The sequence below is a fragment of the Paraburkholderia sp. MM5384-R2 genome (assembly GCF_014201025.1).
Lineage (GTDB): Bacteria > Pseudomonadota > Gammaproteobacteria > Burkholderiales > Burkholderiaceae > Paraburkholderia > Paraburkholderia tuberum.
In genome coordinates, this window is the sequence record NZ_JACHDI010000017.1 from 80,689 (window position 1) to 99,690 (window position 19,002).

General features: G+C 65.7%; 20 protein-coding genes. 7 read left to right on the plus strand and 13 right to left on the minus strand.

Annotated elements, in window-relative coordinates; all coding sequences use genetic code 11:
* Positions 1-185: 185 nt before the first annotated feature.
* A complete protein-coding gene (locus tag HDG37_RS24630) occupies positions 186-1,298 on the minus strand; it encodes a beta-propeller fold lactonase family protein (protein WP_184052067.1) in 1,113 nt (370 codons plus the stop codon).
* Positions 1,299-1,477: 179 nt separating this feature from the next.
* Between HDG37_RS24630 and HDG37_RS24635 the strand changes: the two genes are divergently transcribed.
* The 5 genes from HDG37_RS24635 to gph all read left to right on the plus strand — a co-directional run bounded on the left by HDG37_RS24635 (position 1,478) and on the right by gph (position 5,149).
* Entirely contained in the window at positions 1,478-2,260 is a 783-nt protein-coding gene (locus HDG37_RS24635; protein ID WP_260334976.1) for a TonB family protein, read from the plus strand.
* Positions 2,261-2,317: 57 nt separating this feature from the next.
* Positions 2,318-3,085 carry a MotA/TolQ/ExbB proton channel family protein gene (locus HDG37_RS24640; protein ID WP_090809011.1) on the plus strand — a complete coding sequence of 256 codons (768 nt, stop codon included), beginning with the start codon at positions 2,318-2,320 and terminating at the stop codon, positions 3,083-3,085.
* Positions 3,076-3,498: a biopolymer transporter ExbD gene (locus HDG37_RS24645; protein ID WP_184052071.1), complete on the plus strand. Its 423-nt coding sequence runs from the start codon at positions 3,076-3,078 to the stop codon at positions 3,496-3,498. Before HDG37_RS24640 ends, HDG37_RS24645 begins: the two co-directional genes overlap by 10 nt.
* Before the next feature lie 146 nt (positions 3,499-3,644).
* Positions 3,645-4,466 carry an HAD family hydrolase gene (locus HDG37_RS24650; RefSeq protein WP_184052073.1) on the plus strand — a complete coding sequence of 274 codons (822 nt, stop codon included), beginning with the start codon at positions 3,645-3,647 and terminating at the stop codon, positions 4,464-4,466.
* Positions 4,457-5,149, plus strand: coding sequence for a phosphoglycolate phosphatase (gene gph, locus HDG37_RS24655; RefSeq protein ID WP_184052075.1), 693 nt, complete (start codon positions 4,457-4,459; stop codon positions 5,147-5,149). The genes HDG37_RS24650 and gph overlap by 10 nt, the downstream gene beginning before the upstream one ends.
* Positions 5,150-5,158: 9 nt before the next feature.
* Here the strand turns inward: gph and HDG37_RS24660 are convergent, their stop codons facing one another.
* The 8 genes from HDG37_RS24660 to HDG37_RS24695 form a co-directional block, all read right to left on the minus strand.
* Positions 5,159-5,821 (minus strand): ankyrin repeat domain-containing protein, encoded by a 663-nt coding sequence (locus HDG37_RS24660; protein ID WP_184052077.1) that lies wholly within the window; start codon positions 5,819-5,821, stop codon positions 5,159-5,161.
* Between the two features lie 15 nt (positions 5,822-5,836).
* Positions 5,837-6,457: a cytochrome c gene (locus tag HDG37_RS24665; protein ID WP_184052079.1), complete on the minus strand. Its 621-nt coding sequence runs from the start codon at positions 6,455-6,457 to the stop codon at positions 5,837-5,839.
* Positions 6,454-8,190 carry a PQQ-dependent dehydrogenase, methanol/ethanol family gene (locus tag HDG37_RS24670; protein ID WP_184052081.1) on the minus strand — a complete coding sequence of 579 codons (1,737 nt, stop codon included), beginning with the start codon at positions 8,188-8,190 and terminating at the stop codon, positions 6,454-6,456. The genes HDG37_RS24665 and HDG37_RS24670 overlap by 4 nt, the downstream gene beginning before the upstream one ends.
* Positions 8,191-8,550: 360 nt before the next feature.
* The gene (locus tag HDG37_RS24675; protein WP_184052083.1) at positions 8,551-9,423 is read right to left on the minus strand and encodes a VOC family protein; all 873 of its coding nucleotides are present in this window, start codon (positions 9,421-9,423) and stop codon (positions 8,551-8,553) included.
* 135 nt (positions 9,424-9,558) lie between these two features.
* Positions 9,559-9,987 carry an RT0821/Lpp0805 family surface protein gene (locus HDG37_RS24680; RefSeq protein ID WP_184052085.1) on the minus strand — a complete coding sequence of 143 codons (429 nt, stop codon included), beginning with the start codon at positions 9,985-9,987 and terminating at the stop codon, positions 9,559-9,561.
* Positions 9,988-10,003: 16 nt separating this feature from the next.
* Positions 10,004-11,755 carry a SulP family inorganic anion transporter gene (locus HDG37_RS24685; protein ID WP_184052087.1) on the minus strand — a complete coding sequence of 584 codons (1,752 nt, stop codon included), beginning with the start codon at positions 11,753-11,755 and terminating at the stop codon, positions 10,004-10,006.
* Positions 11,756-11,837: 82 nt separating this feature from the next.
* Positions 11,838-12,797 (minus strand): DUF2950 domain-containing protein, encoded by a 960-nt coding sequence (locus tag HDG37_RS24690; RefSeq protein WP_184052088.1) that lies wholly within the window; start codon positions 12,795-12,797, stop codon positions 11,838-11,840.
* A gap of 9 nt (positions 12,798-12,806) precedes the next feature.
* A complete protein-coding gene (locus HDG37_RS24695; protein ID WP_260334979.1) occupies positions 12,807-14,285 on the minus strand; it encodes a DUF3300 domain-containing protein in 1,479 nt (492 codons plus the stop codon).
* A gap of 330 nt (positions 14,286-14,615) precedes the next feature.
* On the opposite strand from HDG37_RS24695, the gene HDG37_RS24700 reads away from it, so the two are divergent.
* Together HDG37_RS24700 and HDG37_RS24705 are read left to right on the plus strand one after the other, a co-directional pair.
* Positions 14,616-15,089 carry a glycine zipper family protein gene (locus HDG37_RS24700; RefSeq protein ID WP_184052092.1) on the plus strand — a complete coding sequence of 158 codons (474 nt, stop codon included), beginning with the start codon at positions 14,616-14,618 and terminating at the stop codon, positions 15,087-15,089.
* Positions 15,090-15,107: 18 nt separating this feature from the next.
* The gene (locus tag HDG37_RS24705; protein WP_184052094.1) at positions 15,108-15,695 is read left to right on the plus strand and encodes a hypothetical protein; all 588 of its coding nucleotides are present in this window, start codon (positions 15,108-15,110) and stop codon (positions 15,693-15,695) included.
* A gap of 15 nt (positions 15,696-15,710) precedes the next feature.
* Here the strand turns inward: HDG37_RS24705 and HDG37_RS24710 are convergent, their stop codons facing one another.
* Genes HDG37_RS24710 through HDG37_RS24725 form a run of 4 tightly spaced genes read right to left on the minus strand, consistent with a single transcriptional unit; the run spans position 15,711 to position 18,998 of the window.
* The gene (locus HDG37_RS24710; RefSeq protein WP_184052096.1) at positions 15,711-16,730 is read right to left on the minus strand and encodes a hypothetical protein; all 1,020 of its coding nucleotides are present in this window, start codon (positions 16,728-16,730) and stop codon (positions 15,711-15,713) included.
* A 19-nt stretch (positions 16,731-16,749) separates the two neighbouring features.
* Entirely contained in the window at positions 16,750-17,007 is a 258-nt protein-coding gene (locus tag HDG37_RS24715) for an RNA-binding protein (protein WP_184052098.1), read from the minus strand.
* Positions 17,008-17,027: 20 nt separating this feature from the next.
* Positions 17,028-17,810 (minus strand): enoyl-ACP reductase FabI, encoded by a 783-nt coding sequence (fabI, locus tag HDG37_RS24720; protein WP_184052100.1) that lies wholly within the window; start codon positions 17,808-17,810, stop codon positions 17,028-17,030.
* A gap of 12 nt (positions 17,811-17,822) precedes the next feature.
* Positions 17,823-18,998, minus strand: a complete 1,176-nt coding sequence (locus HDG37_RS24725; protein WP_184052102.1) for an acetate/propionate family kinase — start codon at positions 18,996-18,998, stop codon at positions 17,823-17,825.
* Between the last annotated feature and the right edge of the window lie 4 nt (positions 18,999-19,002).

Here is a 19,002-nt window from a genome sequence, read left to right on the forward strand (position 1 = left end):
ACTCGCGACGCGTCGCACTTCCTGATTTCCCCGCCTGTTTCATCAACACAGCCCCGCTTCGACGGGGCTGTTTCGTTTTTGGAGACGCGCAATGATCCTCACCCGCGAACAGCTCGCGGCGGCGGTGCCGCGCGCGAACGTACTGGTATGGCAGGACCCGATAACAGCTCATTCGCCCGCCTCGCTCAATGCGATTCGATCGAGCCGTCGCTGTGCGGATACGTGACGATGCCCCACGCGAGCGGCAGCTCACCGATCTGCTTGAGCGGCTGATAGCTCTTCGCGTCGAGCACGTAGACCGCGTCGGAGCGACCACAAGCGACCATCAGCTTCGAGCCGTCCGGCGTGAAGCTGAAATGCCAGCAGCGCTGGCCGACCGGCACGTCGGCGACATGTTCGTACGTGTGGCCGTCGAACACCTGCACCACCTTGTCGCGCGCGGCGGCCACGAAAAGCCGCTGACCGTTGGGACCGAACGCGACGCCATAGGGCCCGAGTTTGGTGTCGACGGTCTTGACTACCTCGAACGTGTGCGCGTCGATCACGACGAACTTGCTGAGCGACTCCAGCGTGACAACATAATGCTTGCCGTCAGGCGACAGCCGGATGCCGCGCGGCCGGCCGCCCGCCGCGAGCTTCACGGTTCGGATCGGCGCGCCGGTTCGAGCGTGATAGATCGACACCGTATCGTCGCCTTCGTTGGTGACCAGCATCATCTGGCCGTCGCGCGAGAATTCGATGCCTTCGGTTTCGTGGCCGCTCGTGACCGAACGGATCACGTGCCAGTTTTTCATATCGATGATCGCGATTTCGGCGGGCGGCTTGTTCGCGTCGTCGTCCGCGCCGGGCTTGTTGCCCGCGTTCGCTGCGGGCTTATTGTCCCCCTTCGCCTCGGGTTTGGCTCCCGGCGGCCCGCCGTCCTCGCCGGGCTCGTAGGTCACGTACGCGTAGCCGTTGCGCACCCGCACATATTCAGGGTTTTTGCCGATCTTGACGCGCTGGACGACCTTGCCCGTGGCGGTGTCGATCACCGCGAGATCGTTCGTGTTCTTGTTGGCGACCAGCAGACGCGTGCCGTCGGCGTTCAGGCTCAGGCCGCGCGGGCCGTCCGCGCCGACCGGAAAGGTCTGCGCCAGCGTCATCTTGTCGATATCGATCACGCCGACGCCGGCCTTCTCGCTCGTCACGTAGGCGAGCGGCGCGGCCGCGGCATGCGCGGCGCTCGCGGCCAGCAAGAGCGCGCAGGCCAGCGCGAGGGAACGGCGTGGTGGTCGGGGGGAAATCCGTGTCTCCAGCATCGTTGTACTCCGGGTTGATATGGCGGCGCCGCGATGGTTCGCGTCATCGTTTCAAGGTAGCCCACCGGACGATTGTTTGACAACGCGGATCGGCGGGAGATTTTCCCGAATTGCTTCGCGCCGGCCGTCGCGGGTTTGAAAAGCGGGGTCGGCGGGGGACAATGAGCGCGGAGGTGGCGATGATGCTGCAAGTTGCCATGGTGAACCCAGGAAGTCCTACGAATGCCGCGGCCGGTTACCGTCGCGCGGCCATCGTGCTGGGCGCCGTGATCGTCGCGCATCTGGTGCTGCTCGCCATCGCGTTGAGCGCGCGTAACCGGATCGTCGAGCGTCCGGTCGAGCCGCGCACGATCACCGCGTCGCTGCTGAGCCCCGAGCCTCCCGCTCCGGTTGTTTCACCTCCCGCGCCGCCCCCACCCGCCGCTGTCGTTCCGACGGCGCCAACGCCGCCGGTCACGCACCCCGCCGTGCGCGTCAAACCGGCGCCGCAGTCTCGCGCGCAGGTGCCGCGCAGTGTGGAAAAGCCTCTGCCGACACCGTCTCCGACACGCGAAAGCACCGCGCAGCCCGTCACGCAAGCCGCCGCGCCATCGGCGGCACCGCAGGCCGCCGTGCCAACAGCCGCCGCGCCGTCGGCGGCATCGGCTCCCGCCGTCCATCCGGCGGTGCCCGCGTCGACCGAGCCGCGCAACGTGTCGCACGTCGACTGCTCGATTCCGAAGCCCGACTATCCCGACATCGCGAAGCGGCGCGGCGAGCATGGCACGGCGATCGTGCGTTTCGTCGTCGGGCTGAGCGGCCATATCGAAACGGCGCAGCTGCAAACCAGCAGCGGCTCCGCGCGGCTCGACGACGCGGCGCTCGCCGCCGTTCATGCGGGCGCCTGCCAGCCGTACACCGAAAACGGCACGCCGGTGCGCGCCGCGTACTCGCAGTCGTTCGTGTTCGGACTGACCGAGTGACGCGACAGGGTGAGCGCACCGCCATCAGACCAGGGACACCAAACGAAGGAACTCGCCATGCAACACTACGGACTCGCAAACGTCTGGGATTCAGGTGATATCGTCACGCGCGGCATTCTGAGCGTGCTCGTGATCATGTCGGTGCTGTCGTGGACGGTGATCATCGTGAAGCTGTGGCAACTGATCCGCCTCAGGCGCGCAACCCGGAGCGACGCGCGCTTCTGGAGCGCGGACCGCTTCGACGACGGGCTGCGCAGCCTCGGCCATCCGGAATCGGGCGCGCACGACAACCCGCTGCTCGCGCTCGCGCTGGCGGGCCATGAGGCCGCGACGCATCATCGGCAGACGCAGCAGCATCTGCACGACCGCATCGACGTGTCCGACTGGATCACCCGGCGTCTGCAGGACACGATGGACGAGACGATCGCGCGCCTGCAAAGCGGCCTCGCGATTCTCGCGTCGATCGGCAGCACCGCGCCTTTCGTCGGGCTGTTCGGCACGGTTTGGGGTATCTACCACGCGCTGATCGTGATCGGCGAGACCGGTCAGACCTCGATCGATCATGTCGCCGGCCCGGTCGGCGAGTCGCTGATCATGACGGCGTTCGGGCTCTTCGTCGCAATTCCCGCCGTGCTCGGCTACAACGGCCTGACGCGCGCGAACCGCTCGATCGTCGCGCGTCTGAAGCGCTTCGCGCACGGCTTGCACGCGTACTTCGTGACCGGCTCGCAGTTGCCGTCGAGCGCCGGGCCGCAGATGCGCGTGGTGCCGCGCGGCACCAACGCGACGAACGCAAACCGCGACGGAGACCTCGAATGGCAATGAGCCCTTTCTCCGACGACGACGATCAAGGTTTGATGAACGAGATCAACATGACGCCGCTCGTCGACGTGATGCTGGTGCTGCTGATCATTTTTCTCGTCACCATTCCGGCGCTGCAACACGCGGTCAGGATCGATCTGCCGCACGCAAGCAGTCAGCCGGAAGCGCTCAAGCCCGCGCACGTGGACGTCGCGGTGCAGGCGGACGGCACGGTGCTGTGGGACGGTCAGCCCGTGACCGACGACGCCTTGCGCGCGCGCATCGCGCAAACCGCGCTCGCGACGCCGCAGCCGGAGCTGCATTTGCGCGCCGATCGCAAGGTGCCGTACGAGCGGGTGGCGATCGTGATGTCGGCGGCGCAGCGTGGCGGGCTGACGAAACTGGGCTTCGTGACCGACCCGCAGTTGGGCAAATGACGTGGCGCGGCGTGCGTGTTCGGTGCGTGCCGGCACATAAAGTCCCGCTTATCGGCGGCGAAAGAATCTCTGAATTTGAATCGGCGGACGGCTCGGCTATCGTGGTGCGTGTCTGAACGGCACCCCACCCTTGCGAGGACCGCACGATGCAAGCCCTCATCTTCGACGTCGACGGCACGCTCGCCGACACCGAGACTGCTCATCTGCACGCATTCAACGCCGCGTTCGCGGAAGCGGGCCTCGACTGGTTCTGGGACGAAGCGCTCTATTCCAGCTTGCTGAAAGTGGCCGGCGGCAAGGAGCGTCTGCTGCATTACTGGCGCACGGTCGAGTGCGAGGAAGCCGGGGGCCCGCGAGCGCGAGAGGCCGTCGACGCGCTGCACGCGCTGAAGACGCGCCACTACACCGAGCGCATGCGCGAGCGCGGCGTGCCGCTACGACCCGGCATCGCGCGTCTGATCGACGAGGCGAACGAGGCCGGTCTACGCGTGGCGATCGCGACGACTACGACGCCCGCCAACCTCGACGCGCTGCTGCAAGCGCATTTCGGCGCCAGTTGGCGCCATCGCTTCGCGGCAATCGGCGACGCCGGCACCACGCCGGCGAAAAAGCCCGCCCCCGACGTCTATCGCCACGTGCTCGAACAGCTCGGCTTGCAGCCCGCGGCCTGTCTCGCCTTCGAGGACTCGCGCAACGGCCTGCTGGCAGCGCGCGCCGCGCGCGTGCCCGTCGTCGTCACGCCGAGCGCTTTTACCGCGCGCGAGGACTTCGACGGCGCGCTGGCCGTGCTGCCTCATCTTGGCGATCCGCACGCGCCGATCGTGCCGATGGTGCGCGGCGAATGGCATCGCGGGGTGGATCTGGCGACACTGCGCCGCTGGCATCAAGACGCCACGCGTCGTTTCGATTCGGCCGCGCACGGCGCACTGAACGCGGACCAGGCGAGCGCGAGCGCGTCATGGCAATGAACCGCGACTACCACGCTGTCCTGATCGATCTCGACGGTACGATGGTCGATACCGCGCCGGACATCGTCGCGGCCGCCGGCCTGATGCTGACGGACTTCGGCGCCACGCCGCTGCCGTACGACAGGGTGACCGGCTTCATCGGCAACGGCGTGCGCAAGCTCGTGCAACGCTCGCTGGATGCGGCGGGCCTCGGCGAGCGCGTCGAACTGGACCACGCGCAGGCCGTGTTCGAGCGGCATTACGCGGTGACCAACGCAAAGCTGGGTCGGGTTTTTCCTGGCGTGATGGCCGGGCTGCGCGCGTTGCGGCAGCACGGGTACCGCTGCGCGTGCGTGACCAACAAGCCGCAGGCGCTGGCGGCGGCGCTGCTCGACAAAACGGGGCTTGCCGCTTATCTGGACGGGCTGGTCGCGGGCGACACCGTGGCGAGCATGAAGCCGTCGCCCGAGCCGCTTTGGCACGCGTGCCGGCTGCTCGATGTCGAGCCCGAACGTTGCGTGCTGGTCGGCGATTCATCGGTCGATGTCGCGGCGGCGCGCGCGGCCGAGATGCCGGTGTTCATCGTCAGCTACGGCTATGGCAGCGCGAGCGGCGCCGACCTGCCGCTCTGCGACGCGCTGATCGATTCGTTCGAGGCATTGCCGGCGATTCTGGCGCAAGCGCGGCCGGCATTGCCCGTGTGATTCGAGCCGCTAACCCGCCGACAACAACCCCGCGACGCGCTCCGACTTCGTCTGCACCGCGATATCTTTCGCCGTCATCCCGCGATTGTCCTTCAACGACCGGTTCGCGCCGCGCGCGAGCAACAGCTGGGCGGTTTCCGCGCGATCGTATCCCGCCGCCCACATCAGCGCGGTCAGATCGTTCTTGTAGGTCCGGTTCACGTCGACGCCCGCATCGAGCAACTGACCGACGACCTTCGTTTGCCCCTGGCCCGCTGCGTATTCCATCGCGGTCTTGCCGACGCGATCGGTCGCGAGCGGCTCGGCGCCATGCGCGAGCAGCAGCGCGACGATCTCGTCGAAGCCGCCGTAGGCAGCGGCCATCAGCGGTGTATCGCCCGGCGCGTTCGCATGCTGCACGTTCGCGCCGCGCTCGATCAGCGTGCGCGCCATCGCCGTATCGCCCTTCTTGCACGCGGTGACGAGCGCGGTGTCGCCGATCCGGTTCATCGCATCGACCGACGCGCCGCGCTGCAGCGCCGCGACGACCGACTGCTGATCGTCGTCCTTCGCGGCCGCGAGCAGTTGGCGGTTGATTTCCCCCTGGTCCTGCGCGAGCGCCGGCATCCATGCGCCGAATGCGCTGGCGAGCAGAACGGCGGCCGCAAGCGGTCGAGTGAGCATGTCTTTCATGGTGTCTTCCCCGTGCTACTGCAGATTGTTGATATAAGCGGCCAGATGATGGATGTCGTCGTCGGTCAGATTACGCGTCACGCTGGTCATGTTGCCCGCATCGTTGGTGCGTGTGTGCGAGCGGAAGTCCTGCAATTGCTTGACGATGTACTGATACTGCTGGCCCGCGACGCGCGGAATCTCGTTCTGCCCGGAAAAGCCACCCAGGTGGCACATCGTGCACAGCACCTCGGCGGCCTTCTTGCTGCCCGCCTGGATGCTCGCGCCATCCGCGTTGAACGGCACCGATACGGGCTTCTGCGCGGCGAAGTAGTCGGCGAGGTCCTGCATGTCCTCGCTCGACAGGTTCGCCGCCATCGGCGACATGCGCGGATCGCTGCGCCTTCCCTGCTTGAAGTCCTTCAGCTCCAGATACAGGTAGCGCGCGGTTTGCCCGGCCAGAATCGGATAGTCCGGATTGGTCGAATTGCCCATCGGCCCATGACAGGCCACGCACACCTGCGCTTTCGCCTTGCCCGCCTCGGCGTCGGCGCGCGCGCCCGACGGCAGCCATGCGGCGATCAGTCCGCCGGACAGCAGCGCCACCCATGCAGCGCGCGCCCCACCCGGCGCTCCCCGCGGCGCCGGCCGCCTCATGGCACTGCGAACACGACGACGCTATTGCCGCGCTTGAAGTCGATCTGCGTATTGCCGCCCGCCGCGACCGCGATGTACTGCTTGCCGTTGACCGTGTACGACACGGCCGGCGCGTTGACGCCCGCGCCGCACTGGAACTCCCACAGCTTCTTGCCGGTGGCGGCATCGAACGCGCGGAACAGGCCGTTGCCCTCGCCGTTGAACACAAGACCGCCCGCCGTTGCAAGTACGCCGCCGATCAGCGGCTGGTCGGTCTTGTAGTCCCACGCGATCTTGCCGGTGTCGACGTTCACGGCCGACAGCTTGCCCCATTGCGCCTCGGACGGAATCACCTTGAAGGCGCCGCCGAGCCACAGCTTGCTGCCGCCCGGATAGGCGGCGTCCTCGACCTGGTACGTCATCGGCTGATTCAGGTTGGCCGCGTAGACGAGGCGCGTTTGCGGATCGAACGCGATCGGCGACCACTCGACGCCGCCGTTCGCGCCCGGCAGCATGCGCGCGCCGGCTGCTGTCGGCAGGGTCCACATGTTTTCCTGCGGAATCATCGCCTGCGAGAAGCGGATCAGACGGCCGGTCGCACGATCATGCACGTACACGTGGCCGGTCTTGCCCGCATGCACGATGCCGGGGATCATCTTGCCGTCGTTGTCGCGCACGTCGATCAGCACCGGCGGGCTCACTGCGTCGAGGTCCCAGACGTCGTGCGGCACGTACTGGTAGTGCCATTTGTACTTGCCGGTGTCGAGATCGATCGCGACGAGCGAATCCGTATAGAGGTTGTCTCCCGGCCGGATCGCGCCATACAGGTCCGGCGACGGGTTGCCGACCACGAAATACACCGTGTGCGTTTTCCGGTCGACCGCCGGCGTCATCCACACACCGCCGCCGAGCATCTTGTAGAAGTCGCCGCCCTTGTCGGCCAACTGCTTCTTCTCCGCGTCGATGTCGCGCTTCTCGTCGCGGCCGGTCGCGTCTTTGGTGGCCCACACGCCTTCCTGGCCGGTTTCCGGAATCGTGTAGAAGGTCCACAGCAACTGGCCGGAATTCGCGTCGTACGCCTTCACGAAGCCGCGAATGCCGTACTCGCCGCCGTTCGTGCCGATCAGCACCTTGCCGTCGACGACCGTCGGCGCCATCGTTTCCGAGTAGCCCTCGTCGGGATTGGCGATCTGGCTTTGCCACAGCACGTTGCCGGTTTTGGCGTCGAGCGCGACGAGCTTGGAGTCGAGCGTGCCCATATAGAGCCGGTCACCCGAAATCGCGACGCCACGATTGTTCGGCCCGCAACAGAACGTCGTGACCGGACCCATCTTGTGCTTGTAATGCCAGAACTCTTTGCCCGTCGTCGCATCGATCGCGTATACGTGATTGAACGACGTGGTCAGGAACATCACGCCGTCCTTCACGATCGGCGCCGTTTCCATCGACTCGTTGACGGCCGTCTGGAAGATGAACGCCGGCCTGAGCTTCGCGACGTTCGTCCGGTTGATCTGCGCGCCGGGGTAATAGCGCGTCTGCGCGTACGAGCCGTTCGGATGGAGCCAGACCGCCGTCATGCTGCCGGCGCGATCGAGCTGATCCTGGGTCACGGGCTGAAGCCTCGAGGGCACCGGCGCGGCGGTGGTGGTGGTCGAGCTGTTCTGTACTTCGTCGGCGGCATGAGCCGCAGGCAAGCCGAACGCGATGGCGAGCAGTGGCAGGCCGACAATTCCCTGAATACGGTTGAATGGCATGAGCGTCTCCTAGCTTTTTATTGTTCCTATGAATTGCAGCGCAGGAGTGCGACATGGATCCACGCGGACGACAGCGTGAAAGAGCACGATGGCGCAACCCTCGCAGACAACAAAAGCGTACGACTTCGAATCGTTGTTAGCTTTGTCAGGACGGGTCGGCTTCGCAGAGAGGGGAGAAGTGATGCACGGGTCCGCGGAATACCGGCTCGTTTAAGGGTAGGCGATGTGTTGTGGATTTTCTAGATTAAATCGTTAAGGAGTGGCGAGCGATCAGCGTGCACCGTTGTGGTCGCTGACCGCCGCCCTGGTCGTGGCGTTTTCAGCTGGGTCGCTGCGCGTTGCCGCCGCTCGTTGAGCCGATCAGAACCGGCCGCCGCGCGAATCGGCCCCCTGCTGATAGTTCCAGTTGGTCTGTTCCGGATTCCGGTTCACCAGCGGGCGCGCGTAAAGTGGGTGATGCAGGCTCCGTACTTCGTGTTCGAGCCGGAAGCAACGCTCTCCGGATGACAGATCGAGCAGGTCGGCAAACCGGTATTGATGCGGCTCTTCTCCATATACCAGACCTTTTTCGGCGAGCCGTGTGAACGGCCCCGAAAAAGCAGCGGTGTAAATGGCGATGTGGTGTCCGTCGTATTCAGAAATGGGCCGGGTCGTTTCCGCGTACAGCAGTTGCTGATGCGTGCCGATATCGATCACCGCGCGGTGCAATCCATGCTTCTCTTCGATGTCGACGGTCGCATCGAACATATCGCGGTAGAAGCGCGCGATAGGCAACGCGCTGCCGACCGGCACATCCATCTTCACGAACGCGATGCCCAGATCGATGTCCGACCACGGAGCCGGCGCGGATCGATTGAGAGGATCGAGGCACTCGTAGCGGTTGCCCCACGGACACGTCACTTCGACACTGCCTGCGCGCTCCGTCCAGCCGAACGCGGTGCCGGCGAGCAGCGGTTCAACCGAGCGCAGCCGCCTCACCAGCGCTTCGAGCTCGCCGACCACGAGACCGACACTGCCGCGCAGACGTTGTGCCGCCCCGTGCGGCAAGTGAATCTGCGACCGGCCGACGTTGATCCACATATTCTCGACCCCGGTCATCACGAACGGATCGCGCGTGAGCCCAAGGCCGGTGACGTAGAAGGCGGTCGCGAGAATCTGGTTGGGGATTTTCAGGTTGACGTGTTCGAGCAGGACCAGATTGCCGGTATCGTCGTTGGCGTAAGAGTGTTCCATGTGTTTGCCTTGTGCATGAGCCGCGAAACGCTGGACAAATTATGCATCAACAGGGCAAATGGTACGTGCTCGTGCAACTCGGGCGGCGCGGCGGCGCCGCCATGTTCAGAGGCGTATGAAGCGACACGCATGTGCTTACTGCTTCAGAATCTTCCACGGCCCATTGCCGGTTTTGCAGACGATCGGCGTCCACGTTTGGGTCTGTCCTTTCGCGACCGCGGTCAGCGTCGCGGTCCGGCAGGTTCGATCGCCGTCCTTCGTCGTGTCCTGCGGCGTCACCGTGCCCTTGATCGACACGGAATTGCCGGTGCCCGCATTGCTCCACTCGTACGATTCGCCATCCTTTTTTGTATCGAGCGCCTTTTGCGCCGCGTCGTTGAGCGCTTTACGGTCGGCCTCGCGCATGTAGGTAATGGGCGTGTCTTTCAGAAAGTTCAGGTTCGCTGCGTAACACAACATTGGGCTGGCGAGCAGCGCCGCTGCCGCAAGCCACTGCGTGATCGTGCGGGCGCACGCGGCGTCGAGTGCGGGCGCGCCCGCGCCAGGACGAAATTGACGTGACATGGGTTTCTCCTCGAGTTCATCCGCGATCCGCGTCGTCCGCGAAATCGCCGTTTTGCTGGAATGCGTCGACGACGTCGGCCACCGAGCCGCGTCGGCCGATGTGGCCGACACGAGCTTCGAGCCCCTCGGCGCGCAGCATGTCGCGCACGTCCGCGTGCGCGCCGACGACCTTCATCGCGGCGCCCGCGGCCTCCAGCGCGCCGTGCATCGCTTCGAGCATGCGCGCGCCCGCCAGATCGACGACCGCCGATGCGGACAGATCGCAAATCACGAGCCGGACCGGTTCGGGTGCGGCGTGGATCATGCGCCAGATCGTCTCGCGCACGTGCTCGACGTTGAAGTACAGCAACGACGCTTCGACACGCACCGCCAGCACATGCGCAATCGTCTCGTTCTCGGCATGACGTTCGAGATCCGAGAAATAGCGCGTGCCGGGAATACGCCCGAGCATCGCGACATGCGGATGCGCGGCGCGGTGGATGATCAGCAGCATCGACACGAGCACCGCGACGATGACGCCCTTCAGGATGCCCAACAACAGCACCGCCGCGAACGCCGCCATCGAAATCGCGAATTCGAAGCGGCTCACGCGCCACACATGACGCAGTTCGCCGACGTCGACGAGGCCCTTCACGGCCACGAGCACGATCGCCGCCAGCACGACGTTGGGCAGATTCGCGAGCAGTCCGGTGAGGAACATCAGACAGAAGCCGATCGCGAGCGACGCGAATACCAGCGCAAGCGCGCTTTTCGCGCCGGCCTTGTCGTTCACCGACGATTGCGAAAGCCCTCCCGCAACCGGGAAGGCCTGGAACAATCCCGCGGCCAGATTGGCTGCGCCAAGACCCAGCAATTCCTGGCGGGCGTCGATCTCGTAACCATGTGCCTGCGCGAGCGCGCGCGCGGCCGAAACGCTCTCGACGTATGCCAGCAACAGGCACGCGAACGCCAGCGGAACGATGCCGTCGACATCGCGCAGCCGCAGCCCGGGCAGACGGAATTCAGGCAAGCTCTGCGGCAGCGCGCCCACCAGCGTGAAGCCGCGGCTGGCCAGCGGCGTGACGGACAACACGACGATCGAGGCAGCGACGACGGCGAGCGCCACCGGACGCCCCGGCAAAAACTTTTCGCCGAACAGCAGCAACGCGATGCAAACGAGGCCGAAACCGAGCACGCCGAGGTTGGTCAGCGGAAGCTGCCCCCACAGCACGGCGATCCGTTCGAAGAAGAATTCGCCGCCGCCTTTCACGCCGAACAGCTTCGGCAGCTGGGTCATCGCGATCGTCAGCGCGGCGCCCGCCTTGAAGCCGAGCAGGATCGTCTCGCTGATGAAGCTGACGAGCGAACTCAAGCGCAGCAGCCAGCCGATCACGCACATGCACGCGATCAGCACGGACGTGAGCGCCGCGATCGAAGCCCAGCGCGACGGGTCGCCCCCGGCCATCGGCACGAGCGTCACGCCGACGAGCATCGAGATCGCCGAGGTCGGGCCGATCGCGAGCTGGCGCGACGAGCCGAACAGCGCATAACAGAGGCCGCCGACCAGATAGCCGTAGATGCCGTATTGCGGCGGCAAGCCCGCGAGCGACGCATAGGCGAGCGATACCGGAATGCCATAAGCCGCGAGCGTCACGCCGGCGACCGCGTCCTTCGCGAGCCATCGAGGCTGATAGCTTCGCAGCCACTGCGCGGGAGGAAACGCGGAGCGCCACCCGCGCGCGGGTGGCGTGGAAGACGCGCGGCCGGTGACGCTCTGTGGATGGTTCAACGTAGCGCCTCGAGTACGGAAGCGGACCTGACGGAAGCACGGGGGCGCTGTACGGCCATCGCCTCAGCCAACCCGGAGCGGCTCAGAGCGAATCCTTGACGCGCTGCCACGTGTGATCCGGATTGAACTCGGTCACAGGCGGCGCGTGCGCGCCACGGTCCTTCTGGTAGATGACGCCGTTGTTGCTGACCACGAAGGTCATCACGCCGCTCTTGCCGTACCGCGCCGGATAAGCGACCATCGCGAAACCCGCGATCATGTGGCCGTTGATCACGTAGCTGAACGCGCCGCCCGGCGCGTTCTTGCCCTGCCGCGTCAGGATGTCGAAATGGTAGCCCCGGTAAGGATCGCCCGCCGCGTGGCCTTTCAGATATTCGGAGCTCACGGCGACGAGCGGGCCGAACGGACTCTCTTCTTCGTCGCTGTTTTCGTCGGTGTACCAGTAGAGACCGTCCTGCTTGCCGGGTGTGCTGGCCAGCTTCTGCGCGTATTCGAGCAGGCCGTCGTGGTTGCGGTCGCGCGACGCGTATTGACGCTGCGCGCCGATATAAGCGTGCAGCACCTTGATCGCTTCGAGTTCATTGGCGCCGATCCGTCGATTGATCAGTTCTTCTTCGCCCTGCTCGGTGGCGAAGCGCCAGGTGCCGTCCTCTTTGACGATCGGTATCGGCATCGGCCACGCCTCGTCGCCGACCAGCAGAATCCGCCGGTTCGGTCCCCTGTCGTCGAGCAGGTGATAGGCCTCGAGCTCCTTGCTCGCCTTGGCCCAGTTCGCCTCGTTCTCCGCCTGATCCGGCGATACCACGAGGCTCTTGTGCGCTTCGCCGAAGATCGCGACGAGCGACGCTTCGTCGTCGGTCTTCAGTGCGCTGGACAGCGCGGCGACCGCGTCCTCCGGGGTGGCGAAAGTGCGCTGCCCCGCGGCGAGCGCGGCCAACGGAATCGACAGCGCGAGCACCATCGCGCACAGCCGGCGCGATGTGGCCACACATCGCCGCGAATCGTCGCGTGCGCGCTTTCCGGTGATGCTTTGCCCGCTCATGGCTGCTCCTTATCGCCGTCCGCCGCCGCGGCCGCCACCGCCGCCCCGCGGCGAGACTCCGCCGCCGCCACCGCCACGGCCGCCACCGCCGGAAAATCCGCCGCCACCGCCGCCACGCGTCGATTGACGGCTCGCCGCGCCGCGCGCGCTGTTGGCTTGCGCGTCGCGCGCCGAGCCGTAGCCGCTGAACGCATCGCCGCCGCCCCCAGGCGCCGCGCGCTGATTCACCTCGCGTGTGCCCGCCGACGCCGTCGGACGCTGGGACGGCTGCGGCCGCCCTTGCGCGCCAGCACCGCCGCCCGCGAAGTTTGCGCCGGCGCCGCCACCCGCGCCGCCACCTGCATAGTTTGCGCCGCCGCCCGCGCCGCCGCGGTTGCCGCCCGCCAACCCACCGCCCGCGCCTGCACCCGCGCCGCCGCCGCGCGACGGCGGATCGCCGACCCGTTGCGTGCGCGCCGAGCGATCCGAGATACCGCTGACCTGGCCCGGCTTCTTGTCCGAGGTCCACGCGGAGGTGCCCCCTCCCTGCCCGCGACCACCGCCGCGGTTGATGTCGCCCGTGTTGATATTGCCGCGCTCGACGTTCCTGTCGCCGCGCTCGACGGTTCTATCGCCACGCTCGACGTTTCTTTCGCGGTTGATGTTGATGTTGTTGTTGCCGCCGCCTCCGTAATGCGTTTCATAGCGTCCGCCGTTCCAGGCGGCGGTAATCGCCGCGCCCCAGATCAGCCCCGTCGCGAGCGCGGCGCCGGGCGCGTACGGATAGTAGTAGGCCGGATACGGCGTGGGCCAGTAGGCGTAGGTCACGGGCGCACTTGCCACCACGACGGTCTGCGGGTTGTACTGCGGGACGTAGATCACCTGCGGATCGGCCGGCTGGATCTTGATCACTTCCTTCTCGACGACCACGACCTGCTTGTCGTCGGATTTCAGATGCCCCGCCGACTGCGTTTGCCGCCGGAAGCGCTGAATCGCTTCGAGCACCGAGCCCTGGTCGGCAACGACGGCCTCGCCGAGATTGATCGTCCAGTCGAGATCGGTGCTCATGTTCTTGACGATGCTGGGGTAATTCAGCAGCGCCTTCACCGGATCGTGCCACGCGTCGTTGAGCTTCAGCGACTTGTCGTTTTTGTACTGGTCGAGAAAGCGATCAGCCTGCACGATTTCAACGGGATAGGTGGAGGCAGGAAGAATGATCGCGATCAGGTCGTCCGGATATAGCGCGATCGGTCCGACGAGCTTGTCGAGCGTCGCCGCGGAAACGGGTGCGTTCGGGGCCGCGTTCGCCGCGGCGTTCGCGGCCGGCGCCTGCGCCAGCGACACCGCAGTGGAGAACGCGCCGCAGCACGCCAGAAGCGCGGCGCCCAGTACATGGCTGATGCGTCGCGCGCGCTTCGCCTCGTCGTCGAGCGCCGGCATGCGCCTGCGCCTGTCGAGCGCCGTTGCAAACGGGATGATGCGTGTACGAGCACGCGAATCGCGGTCCATCGATGCTTCCCCTTGCGCTTCGTCAGCGGCCCCGGGCGGCATGGCCATGATCTTTGACAGACAGTTGTCCGAAGCAATGAAAACGACCTGCACCTGTTGCATGAATACAGTTTGGAAACCATGGACGAAATTGCAAATACGACCTTGGTCCGATTGCGCGCGACAGGCCCGCGACACCATGATGAAAGCGAACCTGCCATTGCTGCGCATCCACCGCGCGGCAACCGGTCCCACCAGAATTCCCATTCACGGGTGCCGGTTGCGCCCTCACGCCTGAGCGAACAGGCAGCCGGCGACTCGCACCCGCGTGTGCCCACGCAAGGAGCTGTCGTGAACAAGTCTACGAAATATGCCGTGATCGCCGCGTTGAGCGCGTCGCTATCGCTGGAAGGCCTGGCGCAATCGAGGCCGATTGCCTATCCGGCCAGAGGGCAAAGCCCGCAGCAACAGCAGCAGGACGAAGGCGCCTGCTATTCGTGGGCGAAGAGCAATACCGGCATCGACCCGACCATGGTCGCCAATGCCCCGCCCCCGCCTTCCGGCCCCGCGGTGGGAGGCGGCGAGCGCGTGCAGGGCGCCGCGCGCGGCGCGGCGGGCGGCGCGATCATCGGCGCGATTGCGGGCGACGCCGGCAAGGGCGCGGCGATCGGCGCGGCGACCGGCACGATGGTCGGCGGGTCGCGCGCGCGGCAGAACCGGCGCGCGACCGCGGCACAATCGCAGGCGCAAACGCAGGGCTCGATGGACACGTTCAATCGCGCTTTCGCCGCCTGCATGTCAGGGCGGGGTTACACGGTCAATTGATCGCGCAAGGAGAGCAAAATGATTAACCGCAAACTGATCATCGCAGCGGCGCTCGTGTGTCTCGCGAATACGGGGTTCGCTCAGACGGAGGCACCAGTCACGGTCAAGAGCGAGCCCGGCAAAGTCACCGTGTCGGGCACGGTCAAAACGACCGCGACGGTCGTCGGCATCGAGCCGGCAACGCGCACCGTCTTGCTCAAGGACCCGAAGGGCAGGGTCGTGCAGGTCGTGGTCGGCGAGGGAGCGCGCAACTTCGACCAGATCAAGGTCGGCGACGTGGTCAAGGCCGAGTATTCGCAGGCTCTGACCATCATGCTGAAAAAAGGCAACGCGCCGCTGACCGCCAACGAAACGCAGACGCTCGAACGCACACCGGCGGGCGCGAAACCCGGCGGCTCGGCCTCGCGCGAAGTCACGATCATGGCTAACGTCATCGCGATCAATCACCAGAGCGGCGCGGTCACGCTGAAAGGCCCGCAAGGCAACACGGTGGATCTGATCGTGCAGGATCCCGAACAGCTCAAGCGGATCAAAAAAGGCGACCAGATACAAGCGGTCTATACCGAGGCCGTGGCCATCTCCGTGGAGCCGGTCGCCGGCAAATAGCGGGCATGGCTCGCGTCAGATCAGGTGGTGCGCTTGCGCGAGGCCGCTGAGGGGCGGCGTAAAGTCCGCGTGTCGAAAACGCACCGTCGAGAAAACCCGTATCGCATTGGGACTCGCCGGCAGACGCGCAAGGCGAAACTCGATTTCGTGCGCGGGCCGCGTATCTCCCTCTTCAAGGACGACGTTCATCCGGTCGAGCCGGTACACGCTCCTGCGCACGTAGAAATGCGCATCCGGCGCCCCCAGTACACCGCACATCACGTCGAGATGCCGCTCCAGCGCCTCTGTCTTCAGGCCCAACTGCGCCAGAGCCTGATCGTTCTCTTCGATCTGCGCCTGCAGCTTCGCCACTTCCGCGTAATTCGACGTCGCGTCGCTACCAAGCAGCGAGCGCACGCCCGCCCCTTGCCGTTCGAGAATCGTCAGACGCGTTTTCAGCAGCGCCCTTTCGCGTTGCAATTCGTCCTGCCGCGAGGCGTCGGCCTCGATCTTGCCGAGGGCTTCGAGCACGAGCTGATCGACGATCCGCAACACGATCTGGCGCCGCAACGCGGCTTCGGATTCTTCGCACACGCGCACCTGGTGATCGCTGAAGTTGATGGTCGTCTGCGCGAGATCGGTTTGCGTCGTTTCGCCGTGTTGCCCGACGCCGAAAGTACGCCGCTCGTCCATGGCCATGCCGAGCACCGCGAATACCTGATCGGCAGCGGGATGGTCGCTGAAGAACGTGTTCAGCTCGTGTGAGCGGTTGAAGACCGGACAGACGTCGTCGGGCGTGGCGAAAAAGGCGTGGATATACGGGTCTGTCGCCCACGCCGCCGCGTTCGCTTCGCGCGTCGGCGGCACTTCATCGGCGAGCCGGAGCAGATAGGCGGTCGTGTGCTGCACGGCGGGCCGCAGGCGCGACGCATAATTGCGCGCGAGCCGCAACGACGGACAGAGCCCGACGATCCGCTCGACGATTTCCTTCGTCTGCTGATCGTCGCTCTCTTCGGAAGCGTTGCGCCTGGTCAGCCACCGCGACAGCAGACCCATGTCCGGCTCCCGTCGCCTGTCACGATTCGTCGCGCTCCGGCAGCAACTGCGCGACGATTGTGTGGTTCTTCCAGAACAGGTTATGGACGCGGTTTTGCAGTATGCGCAGCCCGTCCGCGGTTACGTCGTCGAAGACGACCACCGCGCCTGGCCGCGAGCCCGTGCCGGGCACCCGCTTGATCGAACTGAAGCGCGGGAACCCGTAGCGAATCAGGAACTCGCCGATCTCTTCGTCGGAGACGCTTTCCTCGACGTTTCCAAGAAACATTTCAGCCATGATGCTTACTCCTCCAGATCCTAGGCCACGATGTTCAATCCGCCGTCGATATACAAGGTAGAACCGGACACCCGCCGGGCATACGGCGTGGCCAGAAACGCACAGGTATAGCCGACATCCATGATGTCGACGAGTTCGCCGAGCGGCGCGCGCTGCACCGCTTCGTTGAGCAGCAGCTCGAAATCCTTCAGGCCCGAAGCGGCGCGGGTCTGCAGCGGCCCGGGAGAAATCGCGTGCACGCGGATGCCCTTCGGTCCCAGCTCGAACGCCAGATAGCGCGCGCAGGCTTCGAGCGCCGCCTTGACGGGGCCCATCAGGTTGTAGTTCGGCACGACCTTGTTCGCGCCGTAGTAGCTCATCGTCAGCATGGTGCCGCCGTCTTTCATTAGCGGCGCGGCGAGGCGCGCCATCCGCACGAACGAATGGCAGGAGATGTCCATCGCGCTCAGGAAGCCCTCGCGCGACGATTGCAGCAAGCCGCCCTGCAGATCCGCTTTCGGCGCCCATGCAACGGCGTGAACGAGAATATCGAGGCTTCCCCATGTCTTCTCGATCCGGTCGAACACGGCCTCCATTTCATCCTCGCCCGTTACGTCGAGCGGCATGAAGATCTCGGCATCGAGTGCTTTGGCGATCGGTTCCACATAAGGAAGCGCCTTGTCGTTCGCATAGGTGAGCGCAACGCTCGCGCCGAGGTCGTGAAACGCCTTTGCGCATCCGTAGGCAATCGAATGCTCGTTGGCGACGCCGGTCACGAGGGCCTTCGCTCCTCGCAGAATCAAACTCGGTTGCTCGACAGACATGGTGAAACTCCTCTATGGGGCGACAGCGCGCGTATGACGGGCGATCATCAGTTCCTCGTTGGTGGGCACGACCCAGACCGGCAGCCTGCTCGAGGCGCGGGTGATCAGCGGGCCGCCCGCCCGATTGGCCGCTTCGTCGAGTTCGGCGCCGAGCCACGCGGCATCGCGCACGATGCGCTCGCGGATCGCGACTGCGTGCTCGCCGATGCCGGCCGTCAGCACCAGTGCGTCGAGACCTTGCATCGCCGCGGCGAGACTGCCGAGTTCGCGCCCGATCCGGTAGGTGTAGACGTCGATCGCAAAGCGGGCACGCGGGTCGTCGCTGTCGAGCAGCACGCGCATGTCGCCCGAGATGCCCGACATGCCGAGCAGCCCCGAGCCCTTGTAAATGAGGTCCGCGATCGACCGCGTATCCATCTTCAGCTCGTCGAGCAGATAGAGCATCACGCCGGGGTCGAGGCTGCCGCAACGCGTGCCCATCGGCAGGCCTTCCACCGCCGTGAAGCCCATCGTGCTCGCCACGCTCTTGCCCGCGACCATCGCGCACATGCTCGCGCCGTTGCCCAGATGCGCGACGACGGTGCGCCCCGCCGCCGCGGCCGGCGCGATCTCCGGCAGCACGCTCGCGATGTATTCGTACGAGAGCCCGTGAAAACCGTAGCGCCGCACGCCGTGGTCGGTAATCGAGGGGGGCAGCGCATAGGCCTGCGCGGTCTCGGTCTGCGTGCGATGAAACGTGGTGTCGAAGCACGCGACCTGTGGAAGGTCGGGACGCAGCTGCGCGAGGATGCGGATCGGGGTCAGGTTATGCGGCTGATGCAGCGGCGCGAGCGGGCTCAGGCTGTCCAGCTGGTCGATCACCTCGGCGGTCGCGAGGACGGGGCCGGCAAAGCGCTGCCCGCCGTGCACGACGCGATGCCCGACCGCCTTCAGTTGATTGCCGCCGCCGTGGTCGCGCAAAAAACCGCCCAGATATTCGATCGCGCCCTGATGGCCGAGCCGATGGCCATCGCCCCATTCGTGCGAACTGGTATTGCCGTCGCGATCTGTCACGCGAAAACGCGGGCTCGTGTAGAGCGCTTCGATCTGACCGCGCAAAATGAGTTCGAGTTGCGCTTGTTGCGCGTCGAAGGCGCTGAACTTGAGGCTCGACGAACCTGCGTTCAATACGAGGATCACATCCGTCATGACG

Coding starts and splice junctions, on each gene's coding strand:
- HDG37_RS24725 (WP_184052102.1), bottom strand. CDS start 18,998: ATGACGGATGTGATCCTCGTATTGAACGCAGGTTCGTCGAGCCTCAAG.
- gph (WP_184052075.1), top strand. CDS start 4,457: ATGGCAATGAACCGCGACTACCACGCTGTCCTGATCGATCTCGACGGT.
- HDG37_RS24710 (WP_184052096.1), bottom strand. CDS start 16,730: ATGGGTCTGCTGTCGCGGTGGCTGACCAGGCGCAACGCTTCCGAAGAG.
- HDG37_RS24690 (WP_184052088.1), bottom strand. CDS start 12,797: ATGAGCGGGCAAAGCATCACCGGAAAGCGCGCACGCGACGATTCGCGG.
- HDG37_RS24675 (WP_184052083.1), bottom strand. CDS start 9,423: ATGGAACACTCTTACGCCAACGACGATACCGGCAATCTGGTCCTGCTC.
- HDG37_RS24715 (WP_184052098.1), bottom strand. CDS start 17,007: ATGGCTGAAATGTTTCTTGGAAACGTCGAGGAAAGCGTCTCCGACGAA.
- HDG37_RS24695 (WP_260334979.1), bottom strand. CDS start 14,285: ATGGACCGCGATTCGCGTGCTCGTACACGCATCATCCCGTTTGCAACG.
- HDG37_RS24650 (WP_184052073.1), top strand. CDS start 3,645: ATGCAAGCCCTCATCTTCGACGTCGACGGCACGCTCGCCGACACCGAG.
- HDG37_RS24645 (WP_184052071.1), top strand. CDS start 3,076: ATGGCAATGAGCCCTTTCTCCGACGACGACGATCAAGGTTTGATGAAC.
- HDG37_RS24635 (WP_260334976.1), top strand. CDS start 1,478: ATGATGCTGCAAGTTGCCATGGTGAACCCAGGAAGTCCTACGAATGCC.
- HDG37_RS24680 (WP_184052085.1), bottom strand. CDS start 9,987: ATGTCACGTCAATTTCGTCCTGGCGCGGGCGCGCCCGCACTCGACGCC.
- HDG37_RS24640 (WP_090809011.1), top strand. CDS start 2,318: ATGCAACACTACGGACTCGCAAACGTCTGGGATTCAGGTGATATCGTC.
- HDG37_RS24630 (WP_184052067.1), bottom strand. CDS start 1,298: ATGCTGGAGACACGGATTTCCCCCCGACCACCACGCCGTTCCCTCGCG.
- HDG37_RS24665 (WP_184052079.1), bottom strand. CDS start 6,457: ATGAGGCGGCCGGCGCCGCGGGGAGCGCCGGGTGGGGCGCGCGCTGCA.
- HDG37_RS24660 (WP_184052077.1), bottom strand. CDS start 5,821: ATGAAAGACATGCTCACTCGACCGCTTGCGGCCGCCGTTCTGCTCGCC.
- HDG37_RS24705 (WP_184052094.1), top strand. CDS start 15,108: ATGATTAACCGCAAACTGATCATCGCAGCGGCGCTCGTGTGTCTCGCG.
- fabI (WP_184052100.1), bottom strand. CDS start 17,810: ATGTCTGTCGAGCAACCGAGTTTGATTCTGCGAGGAGCGAAGGCCCTC.
- HDG37_RS24670 (WP_184052081.1), bottom strand. CDS start 8,190: ATGCCATTCAACCGTATTCAGGGAATTGTCGGCCTGCCACTGCTCGCC.